Raw genomic sequence first — 16,706 nt, 5'->3', positions numbered from 1 at the left:
TAATAATGAGGGTGGTGTGTTTCAAGTGTAAATGTGGTGTTAACCATGACCGCCATATATGAACTTGAAGTGGAGGAGGTCCTGCAGAGGCTTGAAACATCAGAATCAGGCCTTGACCCCCAGGAGGCGGAAAAACGCCTCAAGATCCACGGTCCAAACAAACTTGAGGAGGTCAAAAGGAGACCACTCATCCTGCTTTTTCTATCAAACCTCTACAACGTACTTGCACTGCTGCTCTGGATCGCAGCCATACTGTCCTTTATAACAGGCAATTACCAGCTTGCAGTCGCCATTGTAATGGTTATAATCATAAACGCACTCTTCAGTTTCTGGCAGGAATATGAGGCTGAAAAGGCAGCCGAGGCCCTTAAAAACATTCTGCCTGTGATGGTTAAGGTCATAAGGGCCTCAAAGGAGGTTCTGATACCCGCGGCTGATGTCGTGCACGGGGACATCATAATCCTTGAGGAGGGGGACACCGTCCCGGCCGACGCAAGGATCCTTGAATCACACAACCTGAGGGTGGATGCATCAGCACTGACAGGAGAATCAAAACCTGTGAGAAAGGTATCACACCCGGTCAGGGAGGCTGATAACTACATAGACACAGAGAACATTCTGTTTGCAGGCACCCAGGTGACTTCAGGTACAGGAAGGGCCGCTGTGTTTGCAACCGGCAGGGACACCGAGTTCAGCAGGATAGCGACACTCACACAGGAGGTGCGTGAGGAGCCCAGCCCCCTCCAGCGACAGATATCCCTGGCCGCAAGGATCATAGGGGCCCTGGCGGTCGCCATGGGGGTCATCCTCTTCCTGGTGAACCTTTACATAGTCAGACTCCCCCTTGAAACGGCATTCATATTCGCAATTGGTTTGATGGTTGCAAACGTCCCGGAGGGCCTTCTTCCGAGCGTCACACTCTCACTTGCGGCATCCGCAAGGAAGATGGCCCGGGAAAACGCCCTTGTGAAGAGACTTTCCAGTGTGGAGACACTGGGATCAACGACAATCATATGCACAGATAAGACAGGGACCCTCACAAGGGGTGAGATGACGGTCAGGAAAATATGGATCCCCCATAAGGTCATCGAGGTCACAGGGTCAGGTTACAGACCAGAAGGTCAGTTCCTCTTCAGGGGTGAACCAGTGAGCCACAGGGACATGGCCGAGCTGAAGCTGCTCATGAGGGCAGCCACCTTCTGCAACGATTCGGCCCTCATACATGAGGAAGGTGAATGGAGTGTGCTGGGTGATTCAACCGAGGGCGCCCTCCTTGTTGCAGCCGAGAAGCTGGGCTTTGATGCTGAGGCAGAACTCAAAGCGATGCCAAGGATAACAGAGCTCCCCTTTGACTCCAGGCGGAAATCAATGACCTCAATCCATGAGAAATCAGGGAAGAGGGTGGCCTACGTCAAGGGAGCGCCAAAGAAGATAATAGGATTATCGGAACGCATTTCTGTGGATGGGAGGGTCAGAGCCCTCCATGCAGATGAGAAGGAAAGGATAATAGGCATACATGATGAAATGGCCTCGAAGGGTCTCCGTGTACTTGCCTTCGCATACCGGGAACTCCCCGAGGACCTTGAAGTCAGGGACCCCGGTGAGGTTGAGAGGGACCTTGTACTGGTGGGCATGGCAGCCATGCATGATCCACCAAGGGAGGGGGTTAAGGAGGCTGTGGAGCACTGCAAGACTGCAGGTATAAGGATCATAATGATAACAGGTGACTATGGTCTCACAGCAGAGGCCATAGCCAGGGAGATCGGGATAGTGGAGGGTGAGTGCAGAATAATCAAGGGAAAGGAGCTGGATAAGCTCAAAGACACCGAACTCAGGGGTATACTGGCCAGGGAGAGGAACCTTATATTCGCAAGGGCTGTCCCTGAACATAAGATGAGGATAGCATCTGTCCTGGAGGACTCAGATGAGATCGTTGCCATGACAGGTGACGGTGTTAACGATGCACCCGCCCTCAGGAAGGCAGATATAGGTGTTGCCATGGGGAGCGGCACCGATGTTGCAAAGGAGGCAGCAGACATAGTCCTTGCAGATGACAACTTTGCAAGTATCGTGACCGCGGTCAGGGAGGGTCGTACGGTCTATGAGAATATAAGGAAGTTCATAACCTACATATTTTCTCATGAGACAGCTGAGATAGTCCCATTTATCATGATGGTTCTCTTCAGCATACCCCTCCCAATAACCATAATGCAGATACTCGCAATAGACCTTGGAACAGACACCCTACCGGCCCTGGCCCTTGGAAGATCCCCACCGGAGTCTGATGTGATGAAACTGCCACCGAGACCCCCCTCAGAGAGGCTCCTTAACAGGGAGGTCATCCTGAGGGGTTACCTGTTCACAGGAACAATTGAGGCAGCCCTCATCATGGCAGCATACTTCCTGGTTCTCTATTCAGGGGGATGGCTTCCAGGACAGGAACTTTCAGCCAGCGATCCCCTCTACATGAGGGCCACCACGGCGGTCTTTGCAGGTATAGTCATGGCACAGCTGGGCAATCTTCTCTCCTCACAGACCCTCCGTTCATCAGCACTTGAGGTGGGCCTCCTGAGGAACAGGTGGATACCGGCAGGTATGGTCTTTGCAATCTCGGTGATGCTCCTTGTTATCTATCTGCCACCACTGCAGCCCATCTTCGGCACATCCCCACCCGGAATCCGGGAGTGGTTCATCCTGATACTCTTCACACCCATCGTCTTTCTGACAGATGAGATGAGGAAGTTCATACAGAGGAGGCTGGCCTGAACATCATGGATTGTCAGGGATACTAATTTATAGGGCCAGGAGTATGTAAGGGACATGATGAGGAGAATAAAAAAAGAAAAGAGGAGGTCAGCGGAGGAGGAGTGGATCATCCTCAAAAGGCAAATCTACAGGTTAAGTGTGGAGGCGGGTTGGCCCCTGGAGTACATCCTAGAGATGCCATACTCCTCCTTCACGGAGTGCCTGCTATCATTCCAGGACCCGCCCAGGCAGGGGCCAGCAGTGAGGGATGTTGAAGCGGAACTGGATAGACTAAAAGAACTCAACTACAAGAGTATGCGATCGAGGATATAGAGGACCATGAAGAAGGGGAGAGTCATGGTAGATGGTACATGCCATAAAAGACTTGATAGGATTAAGATGAGCGCTGTGCCTAGAGAGAAGATCCATGCGATGACTGCAATGACCTTGGTCATGAATGGGGCATCATCGAAGGATGTGTCCTTCCCATTGAACCATAGTATCACCGCTAAAGCAATGCCACCCAATGTGAGTTCTGAGAATCCTATGAAGCCGTAGGGGATAGAGAACACTCCCACCCCTAGAGCTGTTCTCCTCAAGAATGTTTCCCTTTTGAGTTTTCCGCCGCATTCGCAGATGTAATCATCAGGGTCCTCCCCATCATTTAGGGTGTAGGTTTCCCCGCATTCCTCACATTTCACCTTCATAGTAGAGTATTATGTCTGAAGAATTATGTAATCCTTACGGGGAGTTGTATGGTTGATCATACAGGGATACTAATTTATAGGGCCCGGAATGAACTATGATTAATTAAAGAAATGGAGGTGCTGGTATGAGATGGTTAGCTCTTCTCATGCTCATGATATTTGTGGCGGGTTCATCGATAGGGACCTGCATGGCCCACTCAGGGGATCCCCTGAAACCAGCCATGACGGGTAAGGCTGGCGGGGGGTTTAAGAGTTCATCAGGAAAACATATTGACCTCGACGACGATGATGATTCTGGTGGCGCTGATGATTCTGCAGGTGGGGACTGGCTATGGCTTCTTGTCCTTATCATTCTAATTGTTGTGATAGCTGTGCTGATTCTCCTCTATCTGAGGCGATGATAGACGAATGGCTGGTTGCGCATTCGCTGTTTACAGACAGTAACTGGATGCTGATGGGTGGTGGAATCTTTGACAGTGATTGATGAGTCCTGAGGGGATAGGATGGTCCTTGTAATTGAGATCATAAGAAAGCATCTTCCGAGGGTCTTAAAGGTCCCGGCCACGCGCATCCTCCTCCTTGTCCTTGCTGTGATCATCTACGGCACAGCAGGGTTCCATTTCATAGAGGGGGAGTCATGGACGGTTTCCCTCTACTGGACCTTTGTAACAATAGCAACCGTTGGTTACGGTGACTACAGTCCCTCAACGCCACTTGGAATGTACTTCACGGTAACTCTGATCGTATTTGGCATAGGAACCTTCGCGGTTGCAGTTGAAAGACTTTTAGAGTTCCTCATAAACAGGGAGCAGATGAAATTAATGGGGCTGATAGATGTGGCTAAATCAAGGCACGTGGTTATATGTGGCTGGAGTGAGAGCACACTGGAGTGCCTCAGGGAACTCCGGGGGAGCGAGGTTTTTGTACTTGCAGAGGATGAGAATGTAAGGAAGAAGGTCCTGAGGAGCGGGGCCAGCTTTGTCCATGGGGATCCCACGAGGATCTCTGACCTTGAAAAGGCCAATGTAAGGGGTGCAAGGGCAGTTATAGTTGACCTTGAATCTGATTCAGAGACCATACACTGCATACTTGGCATAAGGAAGATCGATGAATCAGTGAGGATCGTAGCCGAGGCTGAGAGATACGAGAACATTGAGCAGTTGAGGATGGCAGGGGCTGATCAGGTGATATCCCCCTTTGTCATATCAGGGAGGCTGATGTCGAGGAGCATCGATGACGGCTATGAGGCAATGTTTGTACAGGATGTACTCGCAGAGGAGTCCACAAGGAGGATGGTGGAAGTTCCGGTCCCCGCGGGGAGCAAACTTGAGGGAATCTCAGTTCTTGATGCCGACATCCATGAGGTGACGGGGGTTATCGTAATCGGAGTGGGACGTGGAGATGAACTCATAATAGATCCCCCCAGGGATTACTCCTTCAGGGCAGGGGATATAATACTGGGCATAGGAAAACCAGAGGAGATTGAAAGGTTGAAGGATTACATCGGGATCTGAACTTTCAGGGCCTTCACGGTGATTCATCAGGCCAGAGTACGGGTATTCTTCTGAGGGGATACACAAGGACGCTCCCATTGAGATCAGTGGCCATGGTGTGTGCTATTACATTCACACCCGCTTCATGGGCCCTTTTTAATGCCGATGAAAACTCAGGATCCATCTCATGATTTGGAGAGAAAAAACGTGCCCCCTTACCGAATACAAGGAAGAGTACACTGCTGCGGTAGCCCTCAGAGAGGGCATGTTCCAGTTCCTCAATGTGTCTCCTGCCCCTCTCTGTGGGCGCGTCAGGGAAAAGTGCAAGGTCTCTTCTGACAAGGGTGCAACCCTTAACCTCAACGAGCATCCTTTCATCTTCAGATGCCAGCAGAAAATCGATTCTGCTTCTACCGAAGCTGTATTCTCTTTTTTCTATCCTGAAACCCTGAAACTCATCCACGGTTGAGGACTCCATTATAATGGCGGCAAGGTCACTGTGGAAGCCCGAATTTACAAGTACCCACTCATCACCCCTCCTGAGGGCTATAACATCAAACTCTGTTTTCCGGTTTCCAGGGGGAGCTTTCCTCAGTATAATATCGTTTCCAGGTATCAGAAGTTCTCTGAGCCTCCCGGGATCCCTCAGGTGGGCCAGTCGCCTCTCACCATCCACATGAACAGCGACCGTGAACCTGTTGGGCCTTTCAATGTAGCTTCCCCTTATGGGGTTCTCTATGATCACGGCAACCATCATTATATATGTAAGCTTCTAAATGAATATTAATCAATCCATGGATATGAATCATGAGGAAGGACTTCTCATCCGGGGTCCGCCAATGCACCACTACAGACCCTTGAGGGTCGTTCCTGCAGGGATCCCGGGAACGACTGAGAGCCCATGTTTGCATCACTACAGACATTTGAGGTGAAGGAATTTGCATCCAAGACCCAGCCCAATAGCTGCATCACTTTACACACTCAGAGACCTTGACGCTGACGTGATAATCCTCCACGGCCCCCACGGCTGCTGCTTCAGGACAGGGAGACTCCTTGAAACTGACGGAGTCCGTGTTCTAACAACTGCGATGTCAGAGCAGGACTTCATCTTCGGGGCATCCGATAAACTCACAGAGACCCTCAGGAAGGCATATGAAATGTTCTCCCCCCAGCTTGTGGGTGTGGTGGGAACCTGTGCCAGCATGATAATCGGAGAGGACCTGAAGGAGGCTGTCCAGAGGGCCAGTATACCTGCAAGGGTCCTCGCCGTGGAATCCCATGGCGGCTTCGGGGAGGGCGATAACACCGAGGGTGCCATAATAGTCCTGGAGGCAGCTGCGGAGCAGGGTATAATCCCGAAAGAGGAGGCAGAGCGCCAGATAAAGATGCTGAAACTCGCAACCGAAATTGAGAAGACAAGGGGCATGGCTCAGGGGGAATACATCCGCCCATCCTACGGTGATGATAAGGATGAGGTGGCTCTGAGGGTCCTTGAAGCCATAATGGAAGGTAGAAGGGTGGCATTTGTCCTCAATGCCAAGAAGGAGACATCCTATCTATTCGCTGACATCCTGACCCTGCCCTTCAGTTCACTGAACCCTGATAACTCCCCCATTATAATCGCGAATCTTGATAGGGATGTTGGTCTTCCAAGGATACGGAGGCATGCAGAGAGCATACTATCAGAGATAGAGAGGAGCGGTAACCGGGTGGATCACATAACAGGTGGCCTGGATGAGTACCCCATAACCGGTGCAAGGGCCGCAGAAATATTAAGGAATGAGAAAATAGAGTTTGCAGTGGTATCCGGAGTTCCCCATGCACTTCCAGTTGAGGAACTGAATATTGAATCCGTGGCAGTTACCGATGGACCCAGACTCGTGGAGCCACTGAGGGAACTTGGTTACACCCATGTGGTGGCCGAGCTGGATGCCCATGCAAGGACACTGGGACAGAGCAGCATAGTGGAATCTGATTTTGGAGATGCCCTTAGAAGAAACATTGAAAAGGTGATATAATGGCTGAAACAGTTGGAATGATACTCTGCGGGGGATTCGGGAAACGCCTGAGACCCCTCACCGAGAGAATACCAAAACCACTCATTGAGATAAAGGATGGCTACACAATCCTTGATAAGCAGCTCTTTGACCTCAAAAATGCAGGCATAAAAAGGGCCTACCTCCTCACAGGCTTCCTCGGGGAAAAGATAGAGGAGAGGTATGGTGATAACTACAAGGGACTCAGAATAGAGTATGTAAGGGAGGAGAAGCCACTGGGAACACTTAACGCAATAAGGCTTGGCATGGAGGCCATAGATGGAGAGAAACAGTGCATAATAAGGAATGGGGATGTTGTGGCTGACCTCAATATAAAGAAGATGATACACCTGGGTGAGATGTCAGATTACCCCCTAACCATGTTCATAACCAGGATGCAGTCACCCTACGGCATAGTTGAAACCAGCGGTGATAAGATAGTGAACTTCAGGGAGAAACCACTCCTTGACTATTACATCAACGCAGGGGTCTACTTCTCCCAGGGAAACCTCGACTTCGGCGACTTTGAGTCAGGTGACATCGAAAAGACACTCTTCCCCCTCATGGCAAAGGAGAACAAGCTGGGCTACTACAGGGAGGATGGTCTCTTCTGGATGGCCATCGACACCTCCAAAGAACTTGAGGAGATAAGGAAGGAGTACCGTAACCGGGAGGACAAGCCATGGGGCTATGAGAAGATCCTCATAAACACCGAGAAGTACCTCACAAAGGAGCTCTTCATAAGGGAGGGCTACCGCACATCATTCCATTACCATGAGGAGAAGGATGAGACGATGTACATAATCTCAGGCTCAGGTTACATAGAATTCGATAACCGGAAGGAGTACTTCAGCAAGAACGACACCATCCGCATAGAGCCGGGAGAAAGGCACTCCATAGTGGCGATGGAGAACACCATACTCCATGAGGTGTCAACACCACACCTCAACGACACCGTGAGGGTCCAGGATTACTATACAAGGTGAGCTGTCTTGATAGCCATCATAGACTATGGAAGCGGAAACCTCAGGAGCATAGCCAATGCATTCAGGAGGATAGGGGCAGATGCCCGTGTGACATCCGATCCACAGATCCTTGCAGCCGCTGACGCACTCGTACTCCCGGGTGTCGGTGCCTTCGGAAGTGCGATGGCCAAACTCGAGGACCTGAGGGAAACCCTTCTGGGGAACATAAGGGACGGGAAACCCTTCCTGGGGATATGCCTAGGGCTTCAGGTACTTCTTTCAGAGAGCCAGGAATCTCCCGGTGTCCAGGGCCTTGACCTTATACCTGGAAGGGTAATAAGGATACCCCCTGGCAATAAGGTGCCCCATATGGGCTGGAACCAGCTGGTAATTGTGAAGGATTCACAGCTCCTTGAGGGTGCTGAGGATGAGTACTTCTACTTCGTCCACTCCTACTATGCTGAACCCTCCACCGATGTGGTCGTTGCAAGGACAGATTATGGGGTTGAGATGACAGCGGCCATCGAATCTGATAACATCCATGCAACCCAGTTCCACCCTGAAAAGAGCGGGGAAGCCGGACTGGATGTTCTAAGGAACTTTGTAGAGATAATCAGGGCATGAAAGATCAGTGAGAGGTTGGATAATGGATATAGAGGGATTTGTAAGGCGAAACATGGATTCCATGGATGAGGAGTCACTCAGGAACGCACTGGCTGACCTTATACTGGAATTCAAGGATACAGACAGGGAAACATCCATCCGGATGGCGGACGCGGTTATCTATGAGGTTAAGAATACCCTTAAAACCGGCGGACTGGACGACGGCCTCAGGACCATAATATCATACCCCCCTGCAGGGGTTGGAATGGGTGAGATGGGGGTCGGGTCCCGGGGTGAGGGCGACTTTTTTGTCCACAGGAAGATCGCAGATATCGTTTCAAGCACAGGGACACGTTCATTCATAAATCCTGAGGCACAGGATGATGGTGGCGTCGTAAGGACTGAAACAGGAAGTGGGGACGTATACATAACAACCGCAGTGGATGGGATACACTCACGCCTAAGCGAATACCCCTTCCTCGGGGGCTTCCATGTCACCAGGGCAGCCCTGAGGGATGTGTGTGTGATGGGTTCAAGGCCCGTGGCCCTCATAAGCGACCTCCACCTTGCAGATGATGGTGACGTCGGTAAACTATTTGACTTCACTGCAGGGGTTGCAGCAGTATCAGAACTCGTTGACGTCCCGGTGGTCGCCGGGAGCACCCTGAGGGTCGGGGGTGACATGGTCCTTGGTGACAGGCTTGTCAGCGCAGTCGGGGCCATAGGCTTTTCAGAGACACCACCAACAGCCAGGAAGCGTGCAGAGCCCGGAGACGTCATACTCCTAACAGAGGGGTCAGGAGGCGGGACAATAACCACAACCGCCATATACCATGGACTCTTCGATGTTGTATGGGAGACTCTTGACGTGAATTTCATAAGGGCCTCCGAGGCCATAATGGATTCAGGGCTCCTGGGCGATGTCCATGCAATGACAGACGTTACAAATGGCGGTCTGAGGGGAGATGCACATGAGATATCCTCAACAGCCGGGGTTGGACTGGAATTCGATGCCGATGCGGTCATGTCCATGATAAACCCCAGTGTCCTGGCGATGCTGCAGGACCTTGAAATTGACCCCCTCGGCGTCTCCATAGATTCGCTCATGATAATAGCCCCCGAGGACGTGGCCCCTGATGTTATGGACACCATAAGGGGTGCAGGCGTTGATGTTGCAGAAATAGGAAGGGTAACTGACTCAGGGGTCCCGGTTCTCCTGAGGGACGGTTCAGAGGAGGAACTCAGGCCACTCTTCCGTGAGGCAGCATACACCCAGATAAAGAAGATGGTGGGTGATAAAACACCCCAGGACTTTGAGGAGATGAAGAGGAAGGTTGAGGATGCTGCAAGGCGTGCCATAGAGAAGAAGGACATGGTGGTCCGGATGATCTCCAGGGAGTAGATCTAAGAGAGTACAGCCTTCTTGAAGGGATATCATGGATGATGGGGGCTACATATCCACAACCGACGCGGTTCTTGCACTCACAGTGGTCTTCATAGTAACGGCATCCGTCATCAACACGGACCCCCCGCTGGTCACCCCTGAATCTCCGAAAGCAGGGGATGTCCTTGATGCCATGGCGTCCTATCCATCAGGTGAAAGCATACTGGATGGCCTTGCAGAGTCTCCTGACCCAACCATGGCATCGGATTTCCTCAACAGGACCCTTGAGGGGATGGACTACAATCTCACAGCTGACAGGGGGACCGGTGAGGTTACCGTTGCATCCCGTGGTTCAATGGAGGATGCAGAAGACATAGACGTGGCTGTGAGGTCGCGGGGAAACGTCACCTTCAGACTCTATCTATGGAAACCCTGATGCAAGACTTAAATACCTGCATGGAAAATTATTAATATAGGATGGTATAAACTACCCTTCACTCTCATTTTGCCCTGATAGTGTAGCGGATATCACGTAGGACTGCGGATCCTATTACCCGGGTTCAAGTCCCGGTCAGGGCACTCACCTTCACATTAAAATCCACTGATTCTATTTAAAGGGCGAAACCATCAAGTAACTGCGTCCGTCCCAGTGTACCGTCTGATCTGGAATCAGCGCTGGAAGCGGAACCTGAAGCGGACCGTCAGCAAATCTCTTCTCATTCTTGCTCTGATCATGTCGGGATGGAGATCATCAGCAAATCTTTATTTCATGGACGACAAACTAATGTCTGGAGATGGTGGTTGTTATGGGGACCTACTTCAATCCTGAAATAGAGACCATGGAACGTGGCGAATTGGACGCCCTTGTAGAGGAGAGGATAAGGTACACAGTTAACTATGCATATGAAAACTCTCCATTCTACAGCAAATGGTTCAGGAAGAACAATATCAGGCCCTCAGATATAAAGAGTCATGAGGACCTCAGGGAGCTCCCTATAATAAGCGGTGAAACAGTAAGGAAAAACCAGCCACCTGAAAAGGACAGATTTGAATTTAAATGCGCCCCCTGGGAGGAGATCTACACCATCCATGAGACCAGCGGCACCAGCGGAAGACCAAAGTCCTTCTTCCTCACATGGGGGGACTGGCAGAGGTACGCAGAGAAGTATGCGAGGTCCTTTGTATCCCAGGGATTTGAAACAGGTGACCGGGTCGTCGTATGCGCATCCTACGGCATGAATGTCGGGGCCAACACGATGACACTGGCAGCACAGAAGATAGGAATGACAATAATACCTGAGGGCAAATGCACATTTCCTGTGAGGATAATGGAGAACTACCAGCCAACAGGGATAGTTGCAAACGTATTCAAACTGCTGAGGCTCGCAAGGCGAATGAAGGAGCAGGGAATTGATCCCAGGGAGTCAAGCATAAAGAGGCTGGTGGTCGGTGGTGAAAGCTTTGCGCCGGAATCAAGGGCATACGTCGAGGAACTGTGGGGAGTTGATGTCTACAACACCTATGGGAGCACCGAGGGGACCATGTGTGGGGAATGCCACATCAAGGAGGGACTCCACGTCCCCGAGGACCTCGTACACCTGGATGTCTATGACCCCAACCTCAGGGACTTCGTTGATGATGGGGAATGCGGCAGGATAGTCCTGACAACCCTGCTACCCGTTGGTGAGAGGACCGGCACACTCCTGCTCAACTATGACACCGAGGACACAACCGTGGTCATATCAAGGGACACGTGCAGGTGTGGAAGGACCCACATGAGGATAATGAACCCTGAAAGGGAGGCAGAGACCTTCTGGATCTCCGGTCATCCATTCAACCGTGTTGACGTTGAGGCAGCGGTTTTCCAGAGGGAGAACATGGATTACCTCACAGGAGAATATGAGGCCTTCCTCTACGGGGACGAGGATGAGGGCACAGTGACCATGAGGGTCTCCCTTGAATGTGAGGATCCAGGAAACTGCGCCAAGGAGATAATCCAGGAGAACTTTATAGGGGCCTTCTTCAAATATAAGAGGGACCTGCATGATGCCTACCTTGAGGGAACATTTGAGATAATATTCAACTTCGTAGGGCCAGGCGAACTCGAATTTTATAAGGTTAAGGGCAGGCCCAAGCGTATAGTGGATAGGAGATAGTCCAGCTAAGGTTGGGATGTAGGGCAGACATCATCATGGACGGATAGTTTCAGGGAACTGGGCCTTCCTTCAGTGGATAGCGAATTATATAATTAAAATGGTGCTGAATGCAGAAACATTATCGACTGAGTACATAAATTCTGGAGTAAAACGATGCTGAATGCAGAAACCTATGTCACATCAACAGAGGGGACCGGTGGAAGAATAAGGGTGCATAACAGGGACTTTGAGGTGGAGGAGATCCCCCTCACAGAGCCCAGTGGCAGCGGCCCCAACACATGGATATGGATAGAGAAGGAGGGCAGGACAACCCTAGACGTCCTCCTCGACATTGCAAGGGAACTCCACCTTGACAGGAGAAGGATGGGATTCGCTGGCATGAAGGATAAGAGGGCCGTCACCAGACAGTGGATATGTGTGAGCAACACAGCACCCTCAGAGGTTAAGGCCATAGAGGAAAGGATAAGAAACGTTAAATTCCTCAGGGTCACAGCAAATGAGAAGAAACTCCGGATGGGTCAGCTGCTGGGCAACCGTTTCAGGATCCGGATAAGGGACACCGAAATCGATGAACCCCTGGAGACAGCCAAGGCCACCCTCCAGGAACTTGAGGCTAAGGGTGTCCCGAATTACTATGGCTGGCAGCGCTTTGGGAGTCCAAGGGCAAACACGCACCTTGTTGGACGGGCACTTGTCCATGGCGATGTAAAGGGCGCGGTTGACAGCTACATAGGTAACCCCCTTGAGGGGGAATCAGAGATTGTTTCAGAGGCCAGGAGGGCCTATGACAGGGGCGACCTTGAGGAGGCATATGAGCTCATGCCATCATCAATGAGGTATGAGAGGATGATGCTGAGACCGATGCTCAGGGATCTACGTAGGGGTGAGTTCTCAGACGAATCATACGTGAGGGCCATCCATGCACTTCCGAAGCCCCTGAAGAGGATGTTCGTCCACGCCTACCAGTCATACCTCTTCAACCGGGCAGTAAGTGAGAGGGTGGCCCTCGGCATAAACACCCACATCCCCGGCGATATAGTCATTGATAATGACCAGCACATAATACATGACGCTGATCAAGATGAACTGGAGGAGCTGATCCTCAACTTCGAGGCCCATCCGACAGCACCATTATATGGCAGCAAGGTCCCCCTTGCCAGTGGAAGGCCCGGTGAGATTGAGAGGAGGATACTTGAGGATGAGGGAGTGTCCCTTGAGGACTTCAACTCAATAAAGGTCCCCAAACTGGGAAGCCATGGCATGAGGAGGGCGATACGCTTCAGGATATGGGACGTGGATGCCCATGAGAGCCAGGAGGGCCTTACAGTTGAATTCTCAATACCCAGGGGGTGCTATGCAACCTCTGTTTTAAGGGAGATCATGAAAAAGGATGTTGTCTAGGTCTTCAGACATGCAGGTGGGTCCATGGATTTTACTGAATATCCGTGACCACTTACTGAATGATTAAAGGTATGGAGATGATCCGGTGGAAGTTGACTGCAGAGTTATATCACGTGGAAAGGGAAGAGGTCCAGTTCTGGTATCAACTGAACCATTGAGCTTTCTCGGAGGAGTTGATCCCGGCACGGGGAGGGTTATTGACCAGAAACACCCCCTCCATGGCAGGAGCATGAAGGGGAAGGTTCTCCTCATACCCGGCGGTAAGGGCTCCACGGTGGGGTCCTATGTCATATTTCAGATGGCAAAGAACGAAACAGCTCCGGCCGCCATAATATGCCTGAACGCGGAGCCAATAATCGCAACCGGGGCCATAATGGCCGGCATACCCATGGTGGACAGACCCTCGGAGGACCTCCTCGGTCTTCTGGAGGATTCAATGGAGGTTGAGGTGGATGCTGAGGAGGGAAAAATAAGGTTCTAGTCCCTGAAGGACCCCAGTATGCTGCCGGCGCTCCCACCAAGGAATCCAAGGCTCATATCACCTGCAAGGGCGTATATAAGTATTGAGAGGATCGGCATATTCATGATACCAGTTTTGATGTAGACCATGAGGATGTTTATGATGCCAACGGCGGCCCCCATGATAACCCCATTCACCGCACCGTTGAGATAATCCTTATCTGCGATGTAACCGCAGGCCACAGAGGCCAGGAGAATTGAAAGCACGCCCATCAATGAGGGGATCAGTAATCTGAGGAGGGGTCCAAGGATGACTGTAAGGATGATACCAGAAACAACTGCCTTCCAGTTAACTTCAATTTCCATCATCGATCACCATGAATAATAATTTATGATGGATATATAATGTTATGGTCGGATTGGTAATGATGCCCCAGATAAAAGTAAGAACTTGCTGGACCAGAGATTCATTCATGGGATAATTCGAACGGTTTTTGGGTGCTAAGGAGTTGCATTTCATGGTTATTGATGATTTTAATGATTATAAGCTCTCATTTTTTGATGATAAATGGGTACCGGTTTTTCTGATCGTCTGGTTAACGGTGTTCCTCCTTTCCCATCCTGACATGAACTTTAAGCTCCTGGCGGGACTGATCTTTTCCGCCATAATAATCGTCTATAAACCGGAGGGATTCCTTGATGGCCATAAAAGGAGGATCTTCATCTTAACAGTCATAATGTATCCCCCCGCTGAATTTGCACTGAAGCTACTGGCTGCCTCAGGGCCCCTTGCAGTGAACATGGCCGAGCACTTTACTGCGGGTCTTGTGGTGGCAATTTATCTTTCAACACTCCTCCATGGCGCACTCAAAAAACTGAGCCAGTGGGAGAGGTTCATGTTCACGGTATCGGCTGCAGTCCTCTTCTGTCTCTTATATGAAATCACAGGGTTTTTAATCTACTATGAGCCATCTGCTGCCCTGTACTCAGACACAATGAGGGACCTCTCAATGAACATGGCCGGCGCGGTCATGGTAGCTGCACTCATCTCCGACTATGAGGGAAAATCTAGAATATAGGTTTTTATGTTCTCGGTAACGATGGATGAGTTACAGCAGATAGTACTGAGAAAATCTAGAATATAGGTTTTCATGTTCCTGGATGGGGCCAGCAGTTCAAGCTGCTCACGGGAACGATGGGGGTATCGGTTCTGGCTCCGGGCCAGGGCCGGAGGTGTTATTTGTCGGGGGGTTCTCAGAGGCACTTCCACTATCGGTACTGCAGCGTACCTCCCCGGTGTCCTGGGCAGAGTTTAGTCTGCTCCTCTGGAAGTAGGACCTGTAGATTATCAGTGCGAGTATTGCAATGACCACCATGGCTCCGAAGAGGAGTATGTATTCTGAGGATGACTGACCGGATTCATCCAGTAAAAATGATTCAGAAAACATGTAGATCAGCCCCTAAATCTATATAGGTTCCGTTGTATATATATTTTCCTTACAGAATTGAAGGTGACCATAAGGGTATTTTCAGGGGTTTTTCCATGAGATTTGCAGTGAAGGGTGAAGTTCTGGACATCCATTCAGGGGAGCATGAAAGGAGGTACGTGCTTGTTGATAGGGGGAGGATAACCGCCATTGAGAGTAGTGTCACAGGTGTTGAGGTTATTGATGCCTCTGATAAGTTCATTCTCCCCGGCTTCATTGACCTGCACACCCATCTAATGGAAGATGGGTTCAGGACAGAGAGCAAACTTGAGGATCCACTCTCACTCTACTTCTACAGGGCCCTTGAGAACATGAGGGCAACCCTCCAGGCAGGTGTTACAACGGTAAGGGACGCTGGCCTTGCAGACCTCGGTGTTAAGATGGCCTCCGACAGCCACATCATCCAGGCGCCCAGGATGCAGATAAGCGTCACGCCCCTATCAATCACAGGAGGCCACTTCGACTTTCACACAAGATCCGGACTCAACATTGAAAGGAGATACAGGGGGCTACCCTCCGGTATCTGTGATGGGATCCCATCTGTGAGGAAGAGGACGAGGGAGGTCCTGAGGGCAGGGGCGGATGTTGTTAAGGTAATGGCGACTGGTGGAGTCATGAGCAGCACGGACAGACCATCGGACACCCAGTTCACACCGTCAGAACTTGCAGCCATAGTTGAGGAGGCATCATTCAGGGGTAAAAATGTTATGGTCCATGCCCATGGTCTCCAGGGGATAAAGAATTCCATAAAGGCGGGTGTTCATTCAGTTGAACATGGAACATACCTGGATAAAAGGACCGCCAGGTTGATGGCTGAAAGGGGCGTCTACCTGGTACCAACATTCCTGGTAACCCGCCTCAACAACGATAAGGCCCTGAGGGGAGAACTGGCGGAATACAGCCGCAGGGACGCCATTGAGGTGGCAGAAGTCCACAGGGAGAACATGGAGATGGCCTACAATGAGGGCGTGCGGATGGTTATGGGCACAGATTCAGGTGTTGTTGAGCATGGAATGAACCTGCTTGAACTATCCTACCTTACAGAGACCGGCATGGAACCACTGGAAGCCATAAGGGCTGGAACCATACATGCAGCCGAATGCATGGGGTGGGAGGACAGGATAGGTTCAATAGAAAAGGGTAAAATTGCAGATATTGTTGTAACTGAGGTGAATCCGGTGGAGGAGATAGACGAACTCTCCAGGCCCGGGAACGTGCTCCTGGTTGTGAGGGATGGCATAATCTACAGGGATGAGCTGGTCTCTTGATT

At 50.8% G+C, this 16,706-nt stretch carries 17 protein-coding genes, 1 tRNA gene and 1 pseudogene; 15 read left to right on the top strand and 4 right to left on the bottom strand.

Annotation, left to right across the window (positions count from 1 at the left end; genetic code table 11):
• Positions 1 to 45: 45 nt before the first annotated feature.
• Together C7452_RS06920 and C7452_RS06915 are read left to right on the top strand one after the other, a co-directional pair.
• Positions 46 to 2,766, top strand: a complete 2,721-nt coding sequence (locus tag C7452_RS06920; RefSeq protein WP_170130322.1) for a cation-translocating P-type ATPase — start codon at positions 46 to 48, stop codon at positions 2,764 to 2,766.
• A 57-nt stretch (positions 2,767 to 2,823) separates the two neighbouring features.
• Positions 2,824 to 3,078, top strand: a complete 255-nt coding sequence (locus C7452_RS06915; protein ID WP_143485786.1) for a hypothetical protein — start codon at positions 2,824 to 2,826, stop codon at positions 3,076 to 3,078.
• Here the strand turns inward: C7452_RS06915 and C7452_RS06910 are convergent.
• On the bottom strand, positions 3,051 to 3,452 hold the full coding sequence (locus C7452_RS06910) for a hypothetical protein (RefSeq protein WP_010877128.1): 402 nt from the start codon (positions 3,450 to 3,452) through the stop codon (positions 3,051 to 3,053). The genes C7452_RS06915 and C7452_RS06910 overlap by 28 nt on opposite strands.
• Before the next feature lie 125 nt (positions 3,453 to 3,577).
• On the opposite strand from C7452_RS06910, the gene C7452_RS06905 reads away from it, so the two are divergent.
• Together C7452_RS06905 and mthK are read left to right on the top strand one after the other, a co-directional pair.
• Positions 3,578 to 3,853 (top strand): hypothetical protein, encoded by a 276-nt coding sequence (locus C7452_RS06905; protein ID WP_144245656.1) that lies wholly within the window; start codon positions 3,578 to 3,580, stop codon positions 3,851 to 3,853.
• A 102-nt stretch (positions 3,854 to 3,955) separates the two neighbouring features.
• On the top strand, positions 3,956 to 4,966 hold the full coding sequence (gene mthK / locus C7452_RS06900; protein ID WP_115892654.1) for a calcium-gated potassium channel MthK: 1,011 nt from the start codon (positions 3,956 to 3,958) through the stop codon (positions 4,964 to 4,966).
• Between the two features lie 13 nt (positions 4,967 to 4,979).
• Here mthK and sfsA read toward each other — a convergent pair whose 3' ends face one another.
• Positions 4,980 to 5,702 carry a DNA/RNA nuclease SfsA gene (sfsA, locus tag C7452_RS06895; RefSeq protein WP_115892653.1) on the bottom strand — a complete coding sequence of 241 codons (723 nt, stop codon included), beginning with the start codon at positions 5,700 to 5,702 and terminating at the stop codon, positions 4,980 to 4,982.
• A 181-nt stretch (positions 5,703 to 5,883) separates the two neighbouring features.
• Between sfsA and cfbD the strand changes: the two genes are divergently transcribed.
• The 9 genes from cfbD (at position 5,884) to C7452_RS06850 (ending at position 13,971) form a co-directional block, all read left to right on the top strand.
• Positions 5,884 to 6,963, top strand: a complete 1,080-nt coding sequence (cfbD, locus tag C7452_RS06890; protein WP_115892652.1) for a Ni-sirohydrochlorin a,c-diamide reductive cyclase catalytic subunit — start codon at positions 5,884 to 5,886, stop codon at positions 6,961 to 6,963.
• Positions 6,963 to 7,967: a sugar phosphate nucleotidyltransferase gene (locus C7452_RS06885; RefSeq protein WP_115892651.1), complete on the top strand. Its 1,005-nt coding sequence runs from the start codon at positions 6,963 to 6,965 to the stop codon at positions 7,965 to 7,967. The genes cfbD and C7452_RS06885 overlap by 1 nt, the downstream gene beginning before the upstream one ends.
• A gap of 6 nt (positions 7,968 to 7,973) precedes the next feature.
• A complete protein-coding gene (hisH, locus tag C7452_RS06880) occupies positions 7,974 to 8,570 on the top strand; it encodes an imidazole glycerol phosphate synthase subunit HisH (RefSeq protein ID WP_048176042.1) in 597 nt (198 codons plus the stop codon).
• 22 nt (positions 8,571 to 8,592) lie between these two features.
• Positions 8,593 to 9,951 (top strand): AIR synthase-related protein, encoded by a 1,359-nt coding sequence (locus C7452_RS06875; RefSeq protein ID WP_048176043.1) that lies wholly within the window; start codon positions 8,593 to 8,595, stop codon positions 9,949 to 9,951.
• Between the two features lie 34 nt (positions 9,952 to 9,985).
• Positions 9,986 to 10,369: a hypothetical protein gene (locus C7452_RS06870; RefSeq protein ID WP_048176045.1), complete on the top strand. Its 384-nt coding sequence runs from the start codon at positions 9,986 to 9,988 to the stop codon at positions 10,367 to 10,369.
• A 71-nt stretch (positions 10,370 to 10,440) separates the two neighbouring features.
• Positions 10,441 to 10,512, top strand: a tRNA-Arg gene (locus C7452_RS06865).
• A gap of 215 nt (positions 10,513 to 10,727) precedes the next feature.
• The gene (gene ftsA, locus C7452_RS06860) at positions 10,728 to 12,089 is read left to right on the top strand and encodes a coenzyme F390 synthetase (RefSeq protein WP_084126285.1); all 1,362 of its coding nucleotides are present in this window, start codon (positions 10,728 to 10,730) and stop codon (positions 12,087 to 12,089) included.
• A gap of 153 nt (positions 12,090 to 12,242) precedes the next feature.
• Positions 12,243 to 13,490, top strand: coding sequence for a tRNA pseudouridine(13) synthase TruD (truD, locus tag C7452_RS06855; RefSeq protein ID WP_048176048.1), 1,248 nt, complete (start codon positions 12,243 to 12,245; stop codon positions 13,488 to 13,490).
• Positions 13,491 to 13,575: 85 nt separating this feature from the next.
• On the top strand, positions 13,576 to 13,971 hold the full coding sequence (locus C7452_RS06850) for a DUF126 domain-containing protein (RefSeq protein WP_048176049.1): 396 nt from the start codon (positions 13,576 to 13,578) through the stop codon (positions 13,969 to 13,971).
• Here the strand turns inward: C7452_RS06850 and C7452_RS06845 are convergent.
• A complete protein-coding gene (locus C7452_RS06845) occupies positions 13,968 to 14,315 on the bottom strand; it encodes a DUF5518 domain-containing protein (RefSeq protein WP_115892650.1) in 348 nt (115 codons plus the stop codon). The genes C7452_RS06850 and C7452_RS06845 overlap by 4 nt on opposite strands.
• Before the next feature lie 260 nt (positions 14,316 to 14,575).
• Here C7452_RS06845 and C7452_RS06840 point away from each other — a divergent pair, with 260 nt between their 5' ends.
• A complete protein-coding gene (locus tag C7452_RS06840; protein WP_147299769.1) occupies positions 14,576 to 15,028 on the top strand; it encodes a hypothetical protein in 453 nt (150 codons plus the stop codon).
• Positions 15,029 to 15,232: 204 nt separating this feature from the next.
• On the opposite strand, the pseudogene C7452_RS09210 reads toward C7452_RS06840, so the two are convergent.
• A pseudogene (locus C7452_RS09210) lies at positions 15,233 to 15,397 on the bottom strand (class III signal peptide-containing protein); the annotation flags it as partial.
• 95 nt (positions 15,398 to 15,492) lie between these two features.
• Between C7452_RS09210 and C7452_RS06830 the strand changes: the two are divergent.
• Positions 15,493 to 16,704: a metal-dependent hydrolase family protein gene (locus C7452_RS06830; RefSeq protein ID WP_231855280.1), complete on the top strand. Its 1,212-nt coding sequence runs from the start codon at positions 15,493 to 15,495 to the stop codon at positions 16,702 to 16,704.
• Positions 16,705 to 16,706 lie beyond the last annotated feature (2 nt).

The organism is Methanothermobacter defluvii (genome assembly GCF_003385755.1).
In the GTDB taxonomy this organism is placed as follows: Archaea; Methanobacteriota; Methanobacteria; order Methanobacteriales; family Methanothermobacteraceae; genus Methanothermobacter; species Methanothermobacter thermautotrophicus.
The sequence above is the reverse complement of the archived record's forward strand: the minus strand, read 5'-3'. Positions and strand labels throughout refer to the sequence as shown.